We start from the raw sequence: 18729 nt of genomic DNA, 5'->3' as shown, positions 1-18729 counted from the left end.
CTACCCCATCTTACTTCGTTGAAGATGGGGTTTCTACATCCCCATCAGTAAGTTGAGATTTTTGACGTGGGGTACATCAAATGTTCCAAAAAAGTATAGAAGAACTAATGCGATTTAGCCGCTATCGTTTGAAGGATTACATCAAAGGGCAAAGAGCTATGGAGCTTGCCTTATCTACCTTCTAGCTATCTTGTCCTCCTGTCAGGGAAATTGTAGAGGCTATCAAATTGGTGGATCTTACAGTTCCTCAACAGTCTATTTAGTTTGAATGCTCAAAAAGTTAGTTTGAATGGGAACTAGCTTTATACCAAATAGATTTTCCTACACCAATTTCCAGTATGCTAGATATGAAACCAGAAACCCAACTAACCAGATTTATGGAAAACCAGATTTATGGGGAAAAAGATTGTTACTAGGACTTACGCACTGTACAAATTAACCATGATGTGCATGAACGAAAATCCGTCGTTTCAGGCTTTTGGCGATTAACAATCCCCTGTTTTACCAGAAACATCAACCCCAAATGGCAATAACGGGGGGCAAATAGATTCTGTTGAGGATGGCACACCAGCTATGGTAACACCAGAACCAGCAGAGGAAGTTGTTAACAACGCGTTACAGAGCGCGTTTGTTGGGAATGGCACACAGCTAGATCCAGTTTCAGGAGAACCACTGCTTCAAGGTAATAATGGGTAGATAAGTGGCTCTGTTGATAATTTAATACCGGATACTGAAATACCAGAACCTGCACTCCGAAGTGTTAATTATGGGCAAGAAAATACCTTTGTTGACAATTCTACTGCTGATGAGGACTTAAGAATCGAGGAACTCAAGCGGGTAACAAATTCGTCTATATCTCGACTCAACTCGGTCTAAAATCCAACCAGTAAGCTAAATACTGAATTAACTCATGAACTTAACACGAACAGAACAGTATGACTTTCTCCCTCGTTTCTACCGTCTTGCGATCGCTAATATTCTTTCAAACCTGATGATTCCTCTAGCGGGTTTAATCAGTGTAGCTTTTTTGGGTCATCTGCAAGAAATTGATGCCTTAGCAGGGGTTTGCATAGCTAATATCTTGTTTAACCTCGTCTATTTGATTCTTGAGTTCTTACGTATGGGAACCACTGGGTTAACCGCTCAAGCTGTGGGAGCAGATGATCAAGAGGCTGCACTGCTAGTGGGACTACGCAATGGCTTAATCGCCTTGGGATTAGGTATCGTACTGTTAATTTTGCAGTATCCTTTGCGAGAGGTAGGTTTTTCGCTCTTGAGTGCTGATATTGATGTTAAAGCTGCCGGCATTGACTATTTCAATGCTCGCATTTGGGGAGCGCCTGCTGTTTTACTGAACTTCGTTCTCATTGGTTGGTTACTGGGACGAGAGGAAAATAGTAAGGTTGTGGTACTTTCAGTTATTGGCAATGCAGCCAATATAATTTTAAACTACTTATTTATTATTCAATGGGGTTGGAATAGTGTAGGGGCTGGAGTATCTCAAGCATCTAGCCAATACTTAATGTTGTTTATCGGCATCCTCTTAGCTAGTCGGAAAGTTCAGTGGCAAGAAATCCGCGCAGTTAGCCCACAAATCATGGATTTTTCAGAGTTGAAAACTATGTTGGCTCTCAATAGAGATATCTTGATTAGAACTATAAGTGAGATGTCTGTCTTTACTATTTTTAGTAATCTGAGTGCCATGATGGGAACGATACTCTTTACCCAAAATTCTTTATTAGGACAGATAACACATCTAAATGTTTACTTAACTAACGGAATGGGATTTGCTACCGAAACCTTAAGCGGAAACTTGAAAGGTAAAGATTCAAAAGAGAAATTGTTACCCTTGCTGAAAGTTTCAGTTGCCAGCAGCTTATTGATAGGACTCACTGTAGCTACAATTTGTGTTTTCTTTCCCCAGGCTGTCTTTGGCATATTAACCAACCATACGGAAATTACTGAACATATTGATACCTATATTTGGTGTTTATGCTTCATACTTATATTCAATTCTGTTGCCTCAATGCTGGAAGGATATTTCTTAGGATTAGCAGAAGGGAAAATTGTTCGTAATGTCAGTTTGATCTCTGCTACTTTGGGATTTATCCCATCAGCTATAGCAGCTTGGTATTTTCACAACAACTATCTTTTGTGGCTATCCATTATATTATTTATGTTTGCCAAAATGGTGACAATGCTAGTGTATTTACCAAAATCTTTGAGTAGTGATACTGAAGTTAATGCAGTTTCTCTGACAACTGTTGAAAATTAAATCGGCTTAAAGAGGGAAGTGAGTTATACCAATTTTATGTAAGGCTGCACAGAATCATGAAATCCATTAATTCATCCGTATTTATCTGCATACCCTATGGCTGATGCCTCCGGCACGCTACCGCGAACGCCACGCAAGCTACGGGAAGCCGCTAACGCGGTTACATCTGCGTTTATCTGCGGTCAATTATTCTTGAAATCTTATTCTATGCAGTTTCATCTTAATTTGGTATTAGTGAGTTAATTACCACTTGCTGTCCTTCTTTTTGACCTTTGATGAAAACATTAAAGAATAAAGATTATTTTTCTAATTTTAGTTCTTGATCATATAATAATTAAAGTTTATTAAATTAGAGTTAAAATGAGAGAAGCGCCAGGGGCTGACATAATTATTCTCAACAGTCAGCAGCAAGTTTTACTTGTACTTCGAGATAATAAAAGCTCTATTCCTTTTCCTAACACTTGGGCATTCCTGGGAGGATATATAGAGAAAAATGAATCTGCAGAAGCAGCTATTCGCCGAGAATTAGTTGAAGAAATGGAACTGGAATTAGGCGAAATTAAATTCTTTAAGTCTTATTTTTGGCAAGAATGTGATGAACACATTTTTTGGACTCGGCTGGATTTAGATATTTCTCAAATAACCCTACACGAAGGACAAAAATTAGCCTATTTTAGTCGAGAGGAAATTAATCAGCTTGAATTTGCCTCTCACTATGATCAAATTCTGGCTGAGTTTTTTGATTTCTTAGGAATGTGAATTAAATAAGGTGCAAAAGTAGGGTGTGTTAGCGACAGCGTAACGCACCATTCCAGGTTACATCAGAATTGCAGGTTATTAAATTTGCGTTCCTTAGCAATTAGTTTAAAATTAAGTATTGGTTAAAGCTAATGAAAAATTCAATTGCAGAAAATTTAAAGAATACACTACCAACAAATATCGCTCAGGGATTGGAAAGTGCTTTAGCTTATTTACCTGGAGGTAAAACAGCAACAATAGAAAAACCCCAATCAGAAGGATTATTTAATCATATCTTATTGATTACAACAGCCACAGATCGCTGCGTTTTTCGTGCCAGACGGGATATTTCCACTGAAGCTGGTGATGCTTATATGCAGTATATGTATGAAGCCACTGGCTTTATCCAAAATGGCGGTTCTTTTAAACTCAGAAATATTGGAGATGAAGTTGATTTTATCAAACGGGCATTAGCTGTCGGCTTACCAGTTCCTAAATTAATCCATGCAGATCAAGATTGGATGCTGATTGAATATGTAACAGGGAAAACTTTGTTGGAATTTCTAGAAACTGGAGAAGTCAAATTTTTGCCGAAGGTTCTACAAGAAATGAATTTAGCTCACAGACAGGGAATTATTTATGCTGATCGCTGGACTGGGAATGAAATGATTGATACCCAGGGAAATGTGCGAATGATTGATTTTGATATTGAATGGTTTTATCAAGGAGGTAATGATGGTACTCTGGAAGCATTAGAAATGGCATGGACTATTTTTAATGCCATGAGAGTAACTAGTAAACGAGATGAATTATTAACAATAGTAGAAACGGAAGTTTTACCATCATTAAAAGCATGGGATTATGACATATCTAAGATGAAACAGTTTGTCGAAGGTTTATGTAACTTTTATCTAAACCCCAATAAGCCTAGTAATAATTGGTCTTTTCCCACAACTTTGTATGTGGCGATGGCTGAACCGGCGAATCGCTTAGTTGCGATGTTTACTGAAGCTGATTAGGGGTTGCTTTGAGTGAGATAATTTAAACCCCGCCAAATCATCAATGATGGCGGGGGTAGATATTACTTGAAGTTAATTTCCTTCATCACTTTCACGTTATAGTAACGACTATCTGTGAGAGAATTGGGAATTTGATTAGCTTTAAATGCTGAAGCTAAATCTTCGATCGCTTCCTTTATAGTATGTGCAGGGACAAATCCCAGTTCTTGCTTAATTTTTTCTGAAGAAATATGGTATGAACGCAGATCGTCGGTGGGTGTAGTCATAATTTCTACAGATTCTCCCACTACTTGACGGGTCATCTCGGCAATTTCCATCAAGGTATGATTTTCATAGCCAGCGTTAAATATTTTACCGTCAATCGCTTCATCTGACCATTGTAGAGATTTTAGATACAGATCGGTCATATCTTCAATATGGATATTGGGACGTTTTTGCTGACCACCAAAAACTGTAATTCTACCATTATTAATTGCGTGGTTAGTGAGAATATTCACCACTAAATCTAGTCGCTGACGGGGGGAATAACCGCAGACTGTAGCAGGACGCAAAACTAAGGTAACAAAACCTGGTTCTCGTTTACTCAATAAGACTTCTTCGCATAAAGCCTTATAACGAGAATAGTCTGTTAAAGGCATTAAGGGTAAGTCTTCTGTGACATTTTCTATTTCTTTGATGCCGTAAACACTGGAGGAAGAAGCATAAATAAACCGCTTCACTCCGGCATCTTTGGCAACGTCTACTAAGTCAAAAAAGGCATCGTAATTAATCGAACGGCCTAAGTCTGGATCTAATTCAAAGCTGGGATCGTTGGAAATACAAGCTAAATGAATGACAGCATCACATCCTGGCATGATTTTTTCTAGAAGTTGGCGATCGCGGATATCGCCTTCAATCTCTTCTAAATGAGGATGATCTTTAACGGCATTTAATACATCTTTGCCATAAAGATACAAGTCTATTACCTTAACTCCATATCCAGCTTGCAGAAGTTTAGGAACTAAAATAGCTCCTACATAACCAGCACCACCGGTCACTAAAACTTGTTGAATTGGATTCATTGATTTACTCCTTAATTATCTTTTAAAATGTGGAAATTGTTTTAGCAAACTTTAATAAGCGTCCCTTGTCTACAGGCTTTTCATTTCCTAAAACATTGGCAGCGATCGCTCCGGCCAAATTTCCTAAAAATGATCCTAACTGCACAGGCAAATCTAACTTAGCACTCAAACTGGCTAGGGCAAAAAAGGCATCTCCAGCCCCGGTGGTATCTTTGACTTGTTGTGTCATGGCCGGAGTAATTTCCATCTCTCCATGAGTATTAATTCCCAAAGAACCAGCAGATCCTAAAGTTAACCAACCTTGTTGCGCCCCTAAATGATATTGCAACCGTTTTAGTAACTCTTCTCGATTACCATAACGATTAGAAAATGCCAGACGAATTTCCTGTTCATCTACACAAAATGTATCGGCTCGCTTATATTTACTAATTAGGTTATAACCGTAATTAGCACTATTAGTTTGACAGTTTAAGGCTAAAAATGGTGCTTGTGATTGAATTAATTCAATTGCCTCAGCATCAATTAATCCATGACCATAATCCGCCAAAACCACTAAATCGCAGTTTTTTAACAGTTTTTCCCAAGCATCTAAAAGTTTTTCTCGTTCTTGGGGTCCTAGTCCTTCTTCGTCTATGGAATTAATCGCAAATAATTGGGTATAACCCTTGGTTTTCCCTTGTTGTTCAATATAACGACACTTTGTTACTGTAGAATAGTTTTCTACACAATGTAAATTAAGATGCAGCGTACCATCAATATGATTAGCAATCAAATGATGTACATCTGGTTCATCACCAATGGTACTAGCTAGGGTGACAGATTTGGCAAAACTACTGAGATGGTTAGCGATCGCAAAAACTCCCCCCAAATGTTGTTCTTTTTTCACAAAGCGGGTTGATGGCGCTCTTCCTTTTGAGGTTAATCCCTGAACTGTACAGTGAACAAACTCATCAATAATAATATCCCCCAACACCAAAACATTGAGATCCTGCATTGCTTCTATCGCATTTCTAATATCCTCAAAAGCATATTGTTGACTAAAATCATTGGCATAACGTTTTAATTCTGGAGGGATAACATCAAGATAATTATTAATCAGTCGTGTAGAGCTAAAAGTAATTTCTTGAGTATAGCGAATGTCACCTCCGTAAGCTCTTACTTGAGCGATTTCTTTATCAATATTGTGGGTTACATCTTTCTCTGTTTCCGCATATTCATCTCCCTTGCAGTAAATATGAGGACGCACTTTCTCAATTACTTCCAAAGCTGTGACGGCGGGAGTTAAAATTACATAATCAACACAAGCTAAAGCAGCTATAGAATTAACACGCAACTCATCAGAAAATATTGGTCTTCCTGGTCCTCGGTTAATATAAGGAGTAGCAGTTAGGGAAATTACTAATAAATCTCCCATTGCTTTAGCCGCTTGTAAATGAGCAATGTGTCCGGGATGTAGTAAGTCAAATACCCCATTACAGAGAACGATTTTCCGTCCTTTTTGATGGTAGACAGTGAATACTTCTGCACAAGTTTCAAAGTCAATAATTTTTTCTCTATATATTTCTAATTGCATCTTTATTTCATTGCTAATCTTGGTACAAAAGTTCACAGAAAAATCGAACAATTCAGAACTAGAACATCATTATTTACTTGATGATTCGTAACTGTTCACACTCCCCCCTATCTTTAACGAGAGATCAAGGGTTTCGATAATTTTAGAGGGGGGGAGTGAATAACTACGATGATTCTAGGTTTAGATATCTGACAATTTTTGAAGAAAGAGGTCTACAATTCTAGTTCTTGTCACATATATTTAATATGCAATCATTAAATCTTGTTGTTTACCACAGATAGAATTTCTTCTATATATAAATGGGATGAATATTTTAGGATGCTTTTAGTTCATTTAAACTGAGATAGTTATCCACATTTGCACTAGGTAAAGCACCTTCTACCAAGCCATCAATAATGCAGTGACAAATACATAAGTGCATGATTTCTGCAAAACCATAGGACATCGTGGGAACATAAAAATTTAGATGTCCAAGTTGACGTAAGGGGTTGTTAGGTTGAAAGGCTGAAAGTGTAATCACATGACAATTCATTTTTAGTGCTTGGTAAACACCAGCAAGAATATTTTGTGATTGTCCAGAACTACTAATTGCAAACAAAACATCTCCAGACTGAGCAAATGTAGAAATGGGTTTGCTAAAAACTTGTTCGTAGCCAAAGTCATTACTAATACAGGTAACCAAAGCACCATCGTTAAAGCAAATTGCGGGAATATTACCATTACGCCAGTAGTCAATAGCCTGATGACTAGCTACGGCTGCACTTCCTCCATTACCGATAAATATCACTTTTCGACACTGCTGATTTTGCTTTTCTACTAAAGCCGCAGCCATATCAATTCCTTCTGAATTAGCAAAAGATTTACCTTGATGATCTGTGACTTGAAATTTCTCACCCAGGGTAGATAGTTGCTGGAAGTAATCATTAGAAAATGGATGAAGTCGCTGCTGTACTTTATTCATAAACACTATCAAGTAATTAATGTCATTGTTTTATGTATACCTAAGCCTTGCTACAAAGCGGTCTTTTCTGACCCAGGTTGGGACGGTCTACCACTTCTTCTCACATACCTCTAAGATACAAGGTTGGGTTAAGCGACAGCGCAACCGATTTGTTGGGTTTCATTCTATTGCTTCGCAATGCTAACGTTCCACAACCCAACCTACGAATCAAGACTTTTTCTAATTTGGAAAAGGTATTGTTCATGTATACTATTTTTTCTATTTTTGAAATCTAAAGAAAATATAAAGAATATCTAAAGAATAAATTTTTATGACTTACTCAATTAATGCCAATTAACATTATTTTCAGAAAATCTTTAAAGAATATTAAGAAAACAATAAAGTAGTAATATTTTTGTATAATCAACTAGTAAATTTTAAATAAGTAGATTGGCGTTGAAAATTGTCGTTATAGCAAGGCAAGAGTAAAGAGGTTTTGGGCGATTTTACGTTTCTTTACACAGTTTGGTTTTATTGTCTTCACCTACTTAAATGTACAGTTTAAAATATTAATAACAATAATAAAGGTGGCAAAATTTTTATTTGTGACTGATTTAGATCAGACTTTAGTTGGTGATGATCTAGCTTTAAAGAAGTTAAATCAGTGGTTAAGTAAACAGCGCCGCATTGACGGTACAGTTATCTGTTACACCACAGGGCGATCTCTCCCGCTCTATCAACAACTGATCGCTCAAAAAGAACTCTTAGAACCTGATATACTCGTCCTGGCAACGGGTACAGAAATTTACTACCCAGGCAGTGAAACCCCCGATTCTGAGTGGACAAACAAAATCTCCCTGGGTTGGGATAGAGAACAAGTAATAGAAATAACCAGCCGATTTCCTTGCCTAGTCCCCCAATCTCCCTTAGAACAAACGGACTTTAAGGTTAGTTATTATACTAATACTAAAGGATTATCAGTAACACTTCCGCGATTAAAAGCTATTTGGCAAAATCATGGTTTAGCAGTACAAATGATAGATAACTTTGGGGGTGCATTTTTAGATATCTTACCAGCATTAGCAAATAAAGCTGCATCTGCTCTTTTTCTGCAACAACGGTTAGGTTTTACTAATGAACAAACTCTTATTTGCGGAGATTCAGGTAATGATCTATCTATGTTTGAAAATATGCTTTGTCCCGCTATTATCGTTGGTAATGCCGAACCAAAAATATTAGATTGGCATGAAAATTCCCCACCAGGGAATCGCTATCTGGCAAAAAGTCACTTTGCAAATGGCATTTTAGAAGGATTAAAATATTTTGGATTTTACAGAGAATAACTGATATGAAAACCATTGTTTATCAATCCTATCGGGGAAATGAAACACCAAATTGGCTGGAAAATTGTATGCAAACAGTCAAAAATTGGGCAGAATTAAAAGACTTTGATTACCAAAGAGAAGATAACTTTTTTGACTATGTTCCCGATTGGTATATAGATAAATCCCAAGGCAAAATTAACATCATTGCTGATTTAGCTAGGCTAGAAATAGCTAAAAAGTTTCTTAATCAAGGATATGACCAAACTATTTGGATGGATGCTGATGTAGTAGTTTTTGATCCCGATAATTTAAACATTGAAACGACAGAAGAATATTTAGTTTGTCGTGAAGTTTGGTTGGATACAGAAGATGATCAAAATTTGGGTGAGGGAACTTTATTTTGTACTGAAAAAGTCACTAATTCCTTAGTTTATTTTACTCAAAAAAATAGTTTTTTGGACTTTTATATATATGCGACTAAATCAATCTTGAAAAATCAGACCGGAAGGTTATCCAGATTAGCAGTTAGTACGAAATTTTTAAGCAGACTTTATGAGATTATGGAATTACCTCTTTTTCCAAATATGGGGCTTTTTAGTCCTATTCTAATGCACGCAATTGTAGAAGATAAAACTGAGATTATCGAGTTATATACAAAAGCCTTGAAATCTCCTATTTATGCGGCTAACTTGTGTTTATCTTTTAGAAATCAATCTCATAAAGGCATCATGGTGACAGATAAACTATTTGAACAATTGATTGATAAATTGTTACAAAATAAAGGAGAAATGATTAACCGATATTCTTCTCCATAATTAAATTCTCATTCCTCATTGGTAAAACACGAGGAATGTAAGAGGATGTTTGAAAAGTTTTGGGCGAATATAATTCACTACTACACAAGCAAAGTCCACCTGCGTGGACTAATGAAAAATCGAGGGTTTCAAACCCACCTCCGTGGGTTTTGTCTGTGTGCAAGATGAACCGCAACTTCTAGTCGCCAGGATTAGTATGAATTAAGACTTTTCAAACACCCTCTAAGCTATAATCAGCAAACCACAATATTTTTTTGTAAGAGGTAAGGTTGTCACAAAATGAAGAAAAGCCCAAATATCGCATTTTATACTTGTTGTAACTCTGTGTCTTTTTCTAAGGTACAACTCTTTTTGAGATCTGCTAAAAAACAAAATATAGACGTTAAGGTGCTAGGTGAAGGTCTCGAATGGTCAGCCAATTCTCTAAGACTTCCTTTGATTTTGAAGGAACTAAAGGATGTGAAAGATGACACAATAGTTCTTGTTACTGATGCTTTTGATGTTCTGTATGTACAGAATGCTAACAGTATATATGAAAAATTTATTCAAGGTGGTTATAAGATATTATTTGCAGCAGAGAAATGGTACTCTCATCAGTACGAAGAATACAAAGATTTTTACGATAGCATTAAAGTTCCCTATGATTATAAATATCTGAACGCAGGGACTTTCATGGGATACAAAAAATATGTCTGTGAGATGATTGATAATATTCTTTCTTATCCGAATTTTCATGAAAACGGTAGTGATCAAAGATTGTATGGAAAATACTGTTTTGAAAATCCTGAAACAGTAACCTTAGATTATTGCTGTGATATTTTTTGGTGTACAGCAGGGGAATGGGAAATTTTACCAGAACTGTATGAGATACACAATGGATTTGTCTTAAACAAATTAACTGGCACATATCCTGCAATAATTCACATACCATACTCTAAAAAGTATTATAATGTTCTGCTCAGGTTGGCAGAAGATCTGGGTGATGTTGTATCGCGGTAAAGAATAATCAACAACAATGATGAGGTTAATGTTTCAGAGATCATGACAAGTTTCTATACGAAGATTAATACACCTGATTGGGTTAAAAACGCCGTTTTTTATCAAATATTTCCTGATCGCTTTTCTCGAAGTATTCCCACTGAACAAAAGTGGTTACTTAATATACCTTTAGAAGACTGGAATACTACTCCTACATTTCATGGTTATAAAGGCGGAAATCTTTGGGGAATAATTGAAAAACTAGATTATTTACAAGATTTAGGTATTAATGCAATTTACCTTAATCCTATTTTTACATCTGCCAGTAATCATCGTTATCATACTCTTGATTATTATCAAATTGATCCCTTATTAGGCGGTGAAGAAGCATTTACCAATCTCCTTAAAGAAGCTCATCATCGTAAGATTAAACTTATCTTAGATGGAACTTTTAATCATGCTAGTAGAGGCTTTTATTTTTTCAATGATATTCTCGAAAATGGACAAAATTCTCCTTGGTTAGATTGGTTTAAAATTACAGGTTGGCCTATCTCACCTTATGATAATTCTCGTCCTGCTAATTATGCTTCATGGTGTGATCTTCGTGCTTTACCCGAATTTAACACTAATAATTCAGGAGTGCGCGAATATATTATGCGTATAGGTGAATATTGGATTAAACGTGGTGCAGATGGTTGGCGTTTAGATTCGGCAGATTACATCAAAACTCCTGGATTTTGGCAAGAATTTCGGGAAAGAATCAAAGCAATTAATCCTGAAGCCTATATTGTGGGAGAAATTCCTATGAATGCAACTGAGTGGTTAGATGGCACACAATTTGATGGCGTGTCAAGTTTACCCTTTCTTAATGCTACCACTGCCTTTATTGTCGGCGATCGCCAGGTAAAAGGTCATTTTGCTGAATATGCACCACCACCACCAGCGGATGCGGCTAAATATGGGGAAGAAATTAATCAATTACTGCAACTTTATCCGTGGGAAATTCAATTAACTCAACTTAATGGTATTAATAATCATGATACAGCTAGGTTCATTGATGTAGCTGGAGGTGATCGCCCCAGTTTATATTTAGCAACGTTACTATTATTTACTTTTCCTGGCGCACCTTGCATATATTACGGCGATGAAGTCGGTTTAAACGGTGGTTATGATCCAGAATGTCGTAAAGGATTTCCTGATAAAAAACAGTGGGATCAAGATATTCTTGAATATCATCGTCAATTAATTAAACTCCGTCTTTCTCATCCAGCATTAAGAATAGGTGAATATCATACCTTGTACGCTCAAGGACAAGTTTATATTTTCGCTAGAAGGTTAGAAACAGAAATTTTATTAATTGCGGTAAATGCTGGTAATGAAATAGCAATGGCGAGTATTCAACCATCATGGCAAAATCAACTCAAACAAACATTATTTACATATCATTCCAGTCAAGAAAACTGGACTAAAGAAGCCGAATTTATTAACTTTAAACTTCCACCCCGTAGCGGATTAATTATTGGTTAATTAAGTCATGAAATATCAACAATCACTACTTTTAGCAACTGATTTAGACGGCACTTTTTTAGGTGGTTCTCAACAACAACAATCTGAATTTTATCAATATATTGAAAAACAACGCGATCGCCTACTTTTAGTATATGTCACCGGCAGAGAACTGGACTGGATCAGCAACTTATTAATAGAAAATCCTCATATTCCTAAACCTGACTATATCATTGGTGATGTGGGAACAACTATTGTACATGGTGAAACATTTGAGCCAATTTATCCTGTACAATATTGGATAATTAAACAATGGAATAATGCTAACGAAAAAATTAAAACCCTATTAGCAAATGAACCAGGATTAAAACTACAGGCAGTCAATCCTAAGTATCGTGTATCTTACTATTATGATTCTGAAAAATTGCAACCTAACACCATCCAAAAAGTAATCAATGCCGGATTTGATTGCATTATCTCATCTTATAATAATATCTATTTTTATTTTGATGTCATGCCCAAAGGAGTTTCTAAAGGACCAACTCTCTTGAAATTTTTGGAGGAAATAAAGTTTAATGCAGATGAAACCATAGCTTGTGGAGATACTCTCAATGATTTATCCCTATTTGAAACAGGATTAAAGGGAATTGCTGTGGGAAATTCTCATCCCAACTTAGTTGATAAAATTCAGACAATGGATAATGTTTACCATAGTCCTTATCCTGGTGTGATGGGTATTTGGGATGGTTTGAAATTTTACGGCAAGGATTAAATGTCAAATATATAGGACTCCTATTTGATTTTTGATGGCTTGCGTGGCGTAGGCATACAAAACTCGGTACACCTTAATATTCTGGAATCCTCTTGCCCTCCTACGCAGGAAAATTCAAGAATCAAACCGGATTCCTATATCAATACCTTAGCCATTTTATGCTTTGTTGGCTTAAACGACAGCGCAACCCATCTACGAATCAAGGCTTTTTTCAATGTGGACAAGGTATTGTTTGTACAATGCCTACCCTAGATATAATTTCAACAATCAAAAGGAACAAAAAAATGACTTTAACAACTCTTCGCTTTCCTATTGATTTGGATGTTTACAAGTCTTTGAAGTTAGACCCGACTAATTCAACTTTGACTAATGAACAAAGAGAAATTCTGAAAGCTAATATTCAACTTTGTCGAGATACTATTGTTTTTTTTACCGCTGTAGCAGCAGCCAAAGGTGTGGGCGGTCATACAGGAGGAGCTTATGATACAGTTCCCGAAGTGATGATTTTAGATGCTTTCTTTCGGGGAGTAGCAGATAAATTTGTGCCAATTTTCTTTGATGAAGCAGGACACCGCGTTGCTACACAATATTTAATGGCAACTTTACAGGGTGATCTTGATGCAGAAAATCTGCTGCATTATCGAGAAGCCTATTCATTACTACTTGCACATCCAGAACGAGGACGCACTCCTGGTGTAAAATTTAGTTCGGGAAGATTAGGACACCTCTGGGCTTATGTGAATGGAGTAGCGATCGCACATCCTCATCAAGTAGTATTCTGTTTAGGTTCAGATGGTTCACAGCAAGAAGGAAATAATGCCGAAGCCGCCCGTTTAGCTGTGGCTAAAAATCTCAATATCAAATTAATTATTGATGATAACAATTCCACCTGTAGCGGATATCCAACAGATTATCTCAAGGGTTATAACGTCGGTCAAACTTTAGCTGGACATGGATTAACTGTATTAACTGGAGCAGGGGAAGATTTAGATGATTTATATACTCGTCTCTGTCAAGCTGTCACTATTAATGGACCAGTAGCAGTAATTAATAAACGTCCTATGACTCCCGGTATTGTTGGAGTAGAAGGCACACCTTTAGGACATGATGCCCTATCACCAGAGTTAGCGATCGCCTATTTAGAAACTCGCGGACATACATCAGCCGTCAATTACCTCAAAAAAGTTATTCCCCTCACACATACCTACTCTTTTACGGGTTCTAGCAGCAAAACACGCCATATTTTTGATGCTACCGTTGTCTCTCTTCTCAGTCAAATGACACCCACAGAACGGCGAGAAAAGGTAATGTGTATTGACAGTGATTTAGGAGAATCCTGTGGTATCAATAAAATTAGTCAAGCCTATCCAGAGATTTTCTATCATGGCGGCATCATGGAAAGAGGAAACTTCTCTGCGGCGGCAGGATTTGGCATGGAAGCAGGAAAACAAGGCATTTTCAGCACTTATAGTGCCTTTTTGGAAATGTGTATTTCTGAAATTACAATGGCACGGCTTAATAAATCCAACGTTCTTTGTCAATTTTCCCATAGTGGGATAGATGAATTAGGAGATAACACCTGCCATTTTGGGTTAAATAATATGTTTGCCGATAACGGTTTAGAAGACGCTTATCAAACCCGTCTCTATTATCCCGCCGACGGACATCAAATGAAAGCTTGTGTGGAAACTGTATTTGATCAACCAGGGTTAAGATTTCTCTTTTCTAGCCGTTCCCCAGTACCCGATATTCTGGATACAAATAGTAAACCTTTATTTGCAGATGGTTATACATTTATTCCTGGAAAAGATGACGTAATACGAGAAGGAACAGCCGGCTATATCGTTAGCTTTGGAGAGGTACTTTACCGCGCCTTAGAAGTAGTAGAAAGCCTGAAAAAACAGGGAATTAATGTCGGTTTAATCAATAAATCCACATTGAATCTAGTAGATGAAGAAATCATGGCAAAAATTGGTTCAACACCCTTTGTTTTAGTAGTTGAATCCTTAAATCGGCGTACAGGTTTAGGTATCCGTTTTGGTTCATGGTTACTAGAAAGAGGGTTTTCTCCCAAATATGCCTATATGGGAACTCATCAAGAAGGTTGTAGCGGAATTTGGGAACAACTCCCCCATCAAGGTATTGATACTATTGGCATCATGAACAAAGTTGAGGAAATGTTAAAATAAGAAAAAAATCCCCGAATTCTTCTGTGATCATCACCATAAATTATCAGATGATATCAGAAGTCGGGGATCTGAATCTAAAGGAGAATAATTACCAGTGATTAAAGTGGCTTTTCTTGATCGAGATGGAGTAATTAATATTGATCATCACTATGTTTTTAGATGTGAGCAGTTTGAATTTAATGATGGCATTTTTGCTACTTGTCGTCTACTACAAGATTTAGGTTATAAGCTAATTGTGATCACAAATCAATCAGGTATTGCTCGTGGTTACTATTCTGAACAAGATTTTTTAAGTCTTACTGTCTGGATGTATGAGCAATTTAATAACCAAGATATAACAATACTGGATGTGTTTTACTGCCCACATCATCCCCAATCAACTATATCTAATTACCGTCAAAACTGCCGATGTCGTAAACCGTTACCAGGAATGATTGAACAAGCTTGTCAGAAATATCCTATAGACTTGCAAAGCTCAATCCTAATTGGTGATAGAATATCGGATATGCAAGCTGCTAAAGCCGCAGGAATCGGTAAATTTTATTTACTCAGTCCAGAAATTTTTATTCCTAAAGAATTACAAGTTTCTGCTCGGTTGGATAACCTGGAAGCACTAAAGTTTTTTATTTAATGAATTTGAGAATATGTTTATTAAATATTCATTAAATTTTACTAAACTTTTACTAAAAAACCAGCAAATTATTTTGCTGTCCCATACAAAACAAAGAGATTTACAAGCAGATGAATAAAGTTTGGCGTTATGTTCAAGAATTGCTAATATTTAAACTCATATATCCCATTCTATTGAGATACATTGACGAGCATCTCATCACGATGACTGAGGATATGGAGAAAGATAAAATGGAGAATAATATTCCTAAATTAGAGGCGGAATATGAACAATTACCTATTCTTAGGTTAATCTATTCAATTTTATTTAACTATCTGCACACCAACCTAATTACCAGAGAAGATTTGCTCCAGCAATGTCAAGCAGAGAATAATCTTTATCAGTTAAAATATGATGAAATTATTCAAATTGAACCAGCTATAAGTTATCAAGAAATTCCCGCAGCATTTAGAGAAAAAGAAGGTAGCTTTGAATTTACTAATCCTTTTGCTGTGGTTGTTAAAAACGTGGAGTTATTGGGAATTTATGGGATTGGTTTTACTGAGGATAAGAATATTATTTTAGAAACAGTTTTAGATAGAGTAGATGTCTTAGAACACACTACTATTTCTACAATGAGGGCAGGTTTCAATTCTCAATATATTACCCCCATAGATAAAATAGAATATTTTGATTTAGCTTGTTCATTTGTTAATTATTGGAGTCATTTATACGCTCATTGGATTTATGAGGCTTTAACTAGATTAGAACTCCTTGAATATTATTCTCAAAAAACAGGTAAAAACCCAGTCTTAATAATTGATAGAGATATTCCTAGTTGGAAAATTCGCTCTTTAGAATTGATGGGTTATGGTCTAGAAAATTATATCCAATGGAATGGATATAGAGCTAAAGTTAATGAATTAGTTATTTGCTCTAAAAGACGTGAAGGAGGACGTATTTCTATCAAAGCTTGTCATTGGGTAAGAGAACGTATTCTTAGTAACGTAGATACTTATGCAAATCCAAATCTGGTTTTGAGTCCCAATATTTTTATTTCTCGTAAAAAAGCAAATGCTCGCCGCATTTTGAATGAAGAAGAAGTAAGCAATACTCTCGATAAAATGGATTTTGTACCTTATGTTCTAGAAGATTTAGATTTTGCTGACCAAGTAAAATTGTTTGCTCAAGCTAAATTTATTATTGCTCCTCATGGTGGTGGAGTAACAAATATTATTTTCTCCCAAAATTTAAATTTAATTGAACTTTTTGGTCAGAAAATTAGCCATTTCTATTATACAGTTGCTAAAGGATTAGGATTCGATTATGCTTGTATGTTTTGTGAGGTAAAGAATGAAGATATCATTGTCAATTGTGAAGAATTAAGTAGAATGGTTGATAAAATGACAAAAAATAGAATTTGATAATGTAAATTAGATGATCATAAAGCTTGATGAAAATTTAAATTTTGACTAACAGATTATTAATTTTGTATGAACAGTAAATTAAATTCTCCTAAACATTGCTTAGTCACTGGTGCTGCTGGTTTTATTGGTAGCCACTTGTGTGATCTCCTCCTCAAATCAGGTCATAGTGTCGTTGGTTTAGATAATTTGGTGACAGGAAGAACGGATAATTTAAAAGTGGCTCAAACCTATTCCACATTTACATTTATTGAGCAAGATGTTGCTGATATTTCCCCAGCCATATTAACAGATATTGACTGGGTATTTCATTTAGCAGGATTAGCTGATTTAGTTCCCTCAATCCAAAATCCAGGAGCATATTATCATGCCAATTTACATAGTACATTCGTCCTTTTAGAAGCTTGTCGTACTGCTAAAATCCAAAAATTTATCTACACAGCTTCTTCCACTTGCTATGGTATTCCTAATCAATATCCCACATCAGAAACCTATCCTTGTCATCCTAAACATCCATACGGCTTAACAAAATATTTAGGTGAACAATTAGTCATGCACTGGGCGCAAGTTTATCAACTTCCAGCCCTTTCTTTACGATTGTTTAATGTGTATGGACCAAGATCCAGAACCACAGGAGCTTATGGTGCAGTATTTGGCGTATTTTTAGCTCAAAAACTAGCGAAAACCCCTTTTACTGTTGTTGGAGATGGAATGCAAACGAGAGATTTTACCTTCGTTAGTGATGTAGTAGCAGCCTTTATCAAAGCTGCTGAATCGGATATTACCGGGGAAATTATTAATATTGGTTCTGGTAAATCTGAAAGCGTTTTAACACTGGTGAAATTATTAGCAGGAGAAATTACTCACATTCCCAAACGTCCAGGAGAACCTGATTGTACTTGGGCTGATATTGCCAAAGCTACGACTCTTTTAAAATGGCAACCTCAAGTACCTTTAAGTCAAGGTGTAAGTGAAATGTTAGCCAATATTGAACTTTGGCGAGATGCTCCAGTTTGGACACCAGAAACAATTCAGCAAGAGACAAAATCGTGGTTTGAGCATTTAGGAAAGGAATAAAAATGACCAACTCATCTATAAGACTTGACCAACAATCAATCAAGGTACAAACTACTGGTAAATCTCTATGTCAAATTACGCCCCAAGTCCAAGCAGTCATTACAGAATCAGGAATTACAGCAGGAATTTGTAACCTTTTTATCCGTCATACTTCCGCCAGTTTATTGATTCAAGAAGAAGATGCCAAACCCGACGTGGAAACCTTTTTTGCGAAGTTAGTTCCCGAAAATGGTCAATATCTTTTAGCCGGACAAGGTTTAGATGATATGCCGGCACATATTCGCTCTGCCCTTACCCATACCTCTGAACAAGTTCCGATTGCTCAAGGTCTTTTGCAGCTAGGACGTTTACAAGATATTTATATCTGGGAACATCGTCAATCTGGTTACATCCGTGAAGTCGTTATCAATATATTGGGATATTAAAA

General features: G+C 36.3%; 17 protein-coding genes. 14 read left to right on the top strand and 3 right to left on the bottom strand.

The features are described 5' to 3' along the window. Positions 1–573 precede the first annotated feature (573 nt). From HGD76_RS25775 to HGD76_RS04005, 4 genes are all read left to right on the top strand, one after another. On the top strand, positions 574–696 hold the full coding sequence (locus tag HGD76_RS25775; protein ID WP_267904323.1) for a hypothetical protein: 123 nt from the start codon (positions 574–576) through the stop codon (positions 694–696). 214 nt (positions 697–910) lie between these two features. After that, the gene (gene gntT / locus HGD76_RS04015) at positions 911–2275 is read left to right on the top strand and encodes a guanitoxin biosynthesis MATE family efflux transporter GntT (protein ID WP_015078138.1); all 1365 of its coding nucleotides are present in this window, start codon (positions 911–913) and stop codon (positions 2273–2275) included. A gap of 360 nt (positions 2276–2635) precedes the next feature. After that, positions 2636–3034 carry an NUDIX hydrolase gene (locus HGD76_RS04010; RefSeq protein WP_168695029.1) on the top strand — a complete coding sequence of 133 codons (399 nt, stop codon included), beginning with the start codon at positions 2636–2638 and terminating at the stop codon, positions 3032–3034. Between the two features lie 131 nt (positions 3035–3165). Then, positions 3166–4032: a BUD32 family EKC/KEOPS complex subunit gene (locus HGD76_RS04005; RefSeq protein WP_148763528.1), complete on the top strand. Its 867-nt coding sequence runs from the start codon at positions 3166–3168 to the stop codon at positions 4030–4032. A gap of 62 nt (positions 4033–4094) precedes the next feature. Here HGD76_RS04005 and HGD76_RS04000 read toward each other — a convergent pair whose 3' ends face one another. From HGD76_RS04000 to HGD76_RS03990, 3 genes are all read right to left on the bottom strand, one after another. After that, complete coding sequence (locus HGD76_RS04000; protein WP_148763530.1) at positions 4095–5093, bottom strand: NAD-dependent epimerase/dehydratase family protein; 999 nt, start codon at positions 5091–5093, stop codon at positions 4095–4097. A gap of 22 nt (positions 5094–5115) precedes the next feature. Continuing rightward, positions 5116–6666: a PfkB family carbohydrate kinase gene (locus tag HGD76_RS03995; RefSeq protein WP_168695028.1), complete on the bottom strand. Its 1551-nt coding sequence runs from the start codon at positions 6664–6666 to the stop codon at positions 5116–5118. 313 nt (positions 6667–6979) lie between these two features. Then, positions 6980–7627, bottom strand: coding sequence for an SIS domain-containing protein (locus HGD76_RS03990; RefSeq protein ID WP_027401734.1), 648 nt, complete (start codon positions 7625–7627; stop codon positions 6980–6982). A gap of 566 nt (positions 7628–8193) precedes the next feature. Here HGD76_RS03990 and HGD76_RS03985 point away from each other — a divergent pair. From HGD76_RS03985 to HGD76_RS03940, 10 genes are all read left to right on the top strand, one after another. Beyond that, positions 8194–8949: a sucrose-phosphate phosphatase gene (locus tag HGD76_RS03985; RefSeq protein WP_148763534.1), complete on the top strand. Its 756-nt coding sequence runs from the start codon at positions 8194–8196 to the stop codon at positions 8947–8949. Positions 8950–8954: 5 nt separating this feature from the next. Further along, on the top strand, positions 8955–9746 hold the full coding sequence (locus HGD76_RS03980; protein WP_168695027.1) for a glycosyltransferase family 32 protein: 792 nt from the start codon (positions 8955–8957) through the stop codon (positions 9744–9746). 279 nt (positions 9747–10025) lie between these two features. Beyond that, the gene (locus HGD76_RS03975) at positions 10026–10745 is read left to right on the top strand and encodes a glycosyltransferase domain-containing protein (RefSeq protein ID WP_027401732.1); all 720 of its coding nucleotides are present in this window, start codon (positions 10026–10028) and stop codon (positions 10743–10745) included. Between the two features lie 42 nt (positions 10746–10787). Further along, complete coding sequence (locus HGD76_RS03970) at positions 10788–12251, top strand: glycoside hydrolase family 13 protein (RefSeq protein ID WP_168695026.1); 1464 nt, start codon at positions 10788–10790, stop codon at positions 12249–12251. A 7-nt stretch (positions 12252–12258) separates the two neighbouring features. After that, positions 12259–13002, top strand: coding sequence for an HAD-IIB family hydrolase (locus HGD76_RS03965; protein ID WP_015078126.1), 744 nt, complete (start codon positions 12259–12261; stop codon positions 13000–13002). A gap of 284 nt (positions 13003–13286) precedes the next feature. Next, entirely contained in the window at positions 13287–15191 is a 1905-nt protein-coding gene (locus HGD76_RS03960) for a thiamine pyrophosphate-binding protein (RefSeq protein WP_053539647.1), read from the top strand. Positions 15192–15285: 94 nt separating this feature from the next. Further along, the gene (gene gmhB, locus HGD76_RS03955; protein ID WP_015078124.1) at positions 15286–15822 is read left to right on the top strand and encodes a D-glycero-beta-D-manno-heptose 1,7-bisphosphate 7-phosphatase; all 537 of its coding nucleotides are present in this window, start codon (positions 15286–15288) and stop codon (positions 15820–15822) included. Positions 15823–15932: 110 nt separating this feature from the next. Continuing rightward, positions 15933–17225 carry a glycosyltransferase family 61 protein gene (locus tag HGD76_RS03950; RefSeq protein WP_168695025.1) on the top strand — a complete coding sequence of 431 codons (1293 nt, stop codon included), beginning with the start codon at positions 15933–15935 and terminating at the stop codon, positions 17223–17225. Positions 17226–17294: 69 nt separating this feature from the next. Further along, on the top strand, positions 17295–18302 hold the full coding sequence (locus HGD76_RS03945) for an SDR family oxidoreductase (RefSeq protein ID WP_168695024.1): 1008 nt from the start codon (positions 17295–17297) through the stop codon (positions 18300–18302). 2 nt (positions 18303–18304) lie between these two features. After that, positions 18305–18727: a secondary thiamine-phosphate synthase enzyme YjbQ gene (locus tag HGD76_RS03940; RefSeq protein ID WP_015078121.1), complete on the top strand. Its 423-nt coding sequence runs from the start codon at positions 18305–18307 to the stop codon at positions 18725–18727. Positions 18728–18729 lie beyond the last annotated feature (2 nt).

The organism is Dolichospermum flos-aquae CCAP 1403/13F, from assembly GCF_012516395.1.
Lineage (GTDB): Bacteria > Cyanobacteriota > Cyanobacteriia > Cyanobacteriales > Nostocaceae > Dolichospermum > Dolichospermum lemmermannii.
Note: the sequence above shows the minus strand (reverse complement) of the source record. Positions and strands in the feature narration are given on the sequence as shown.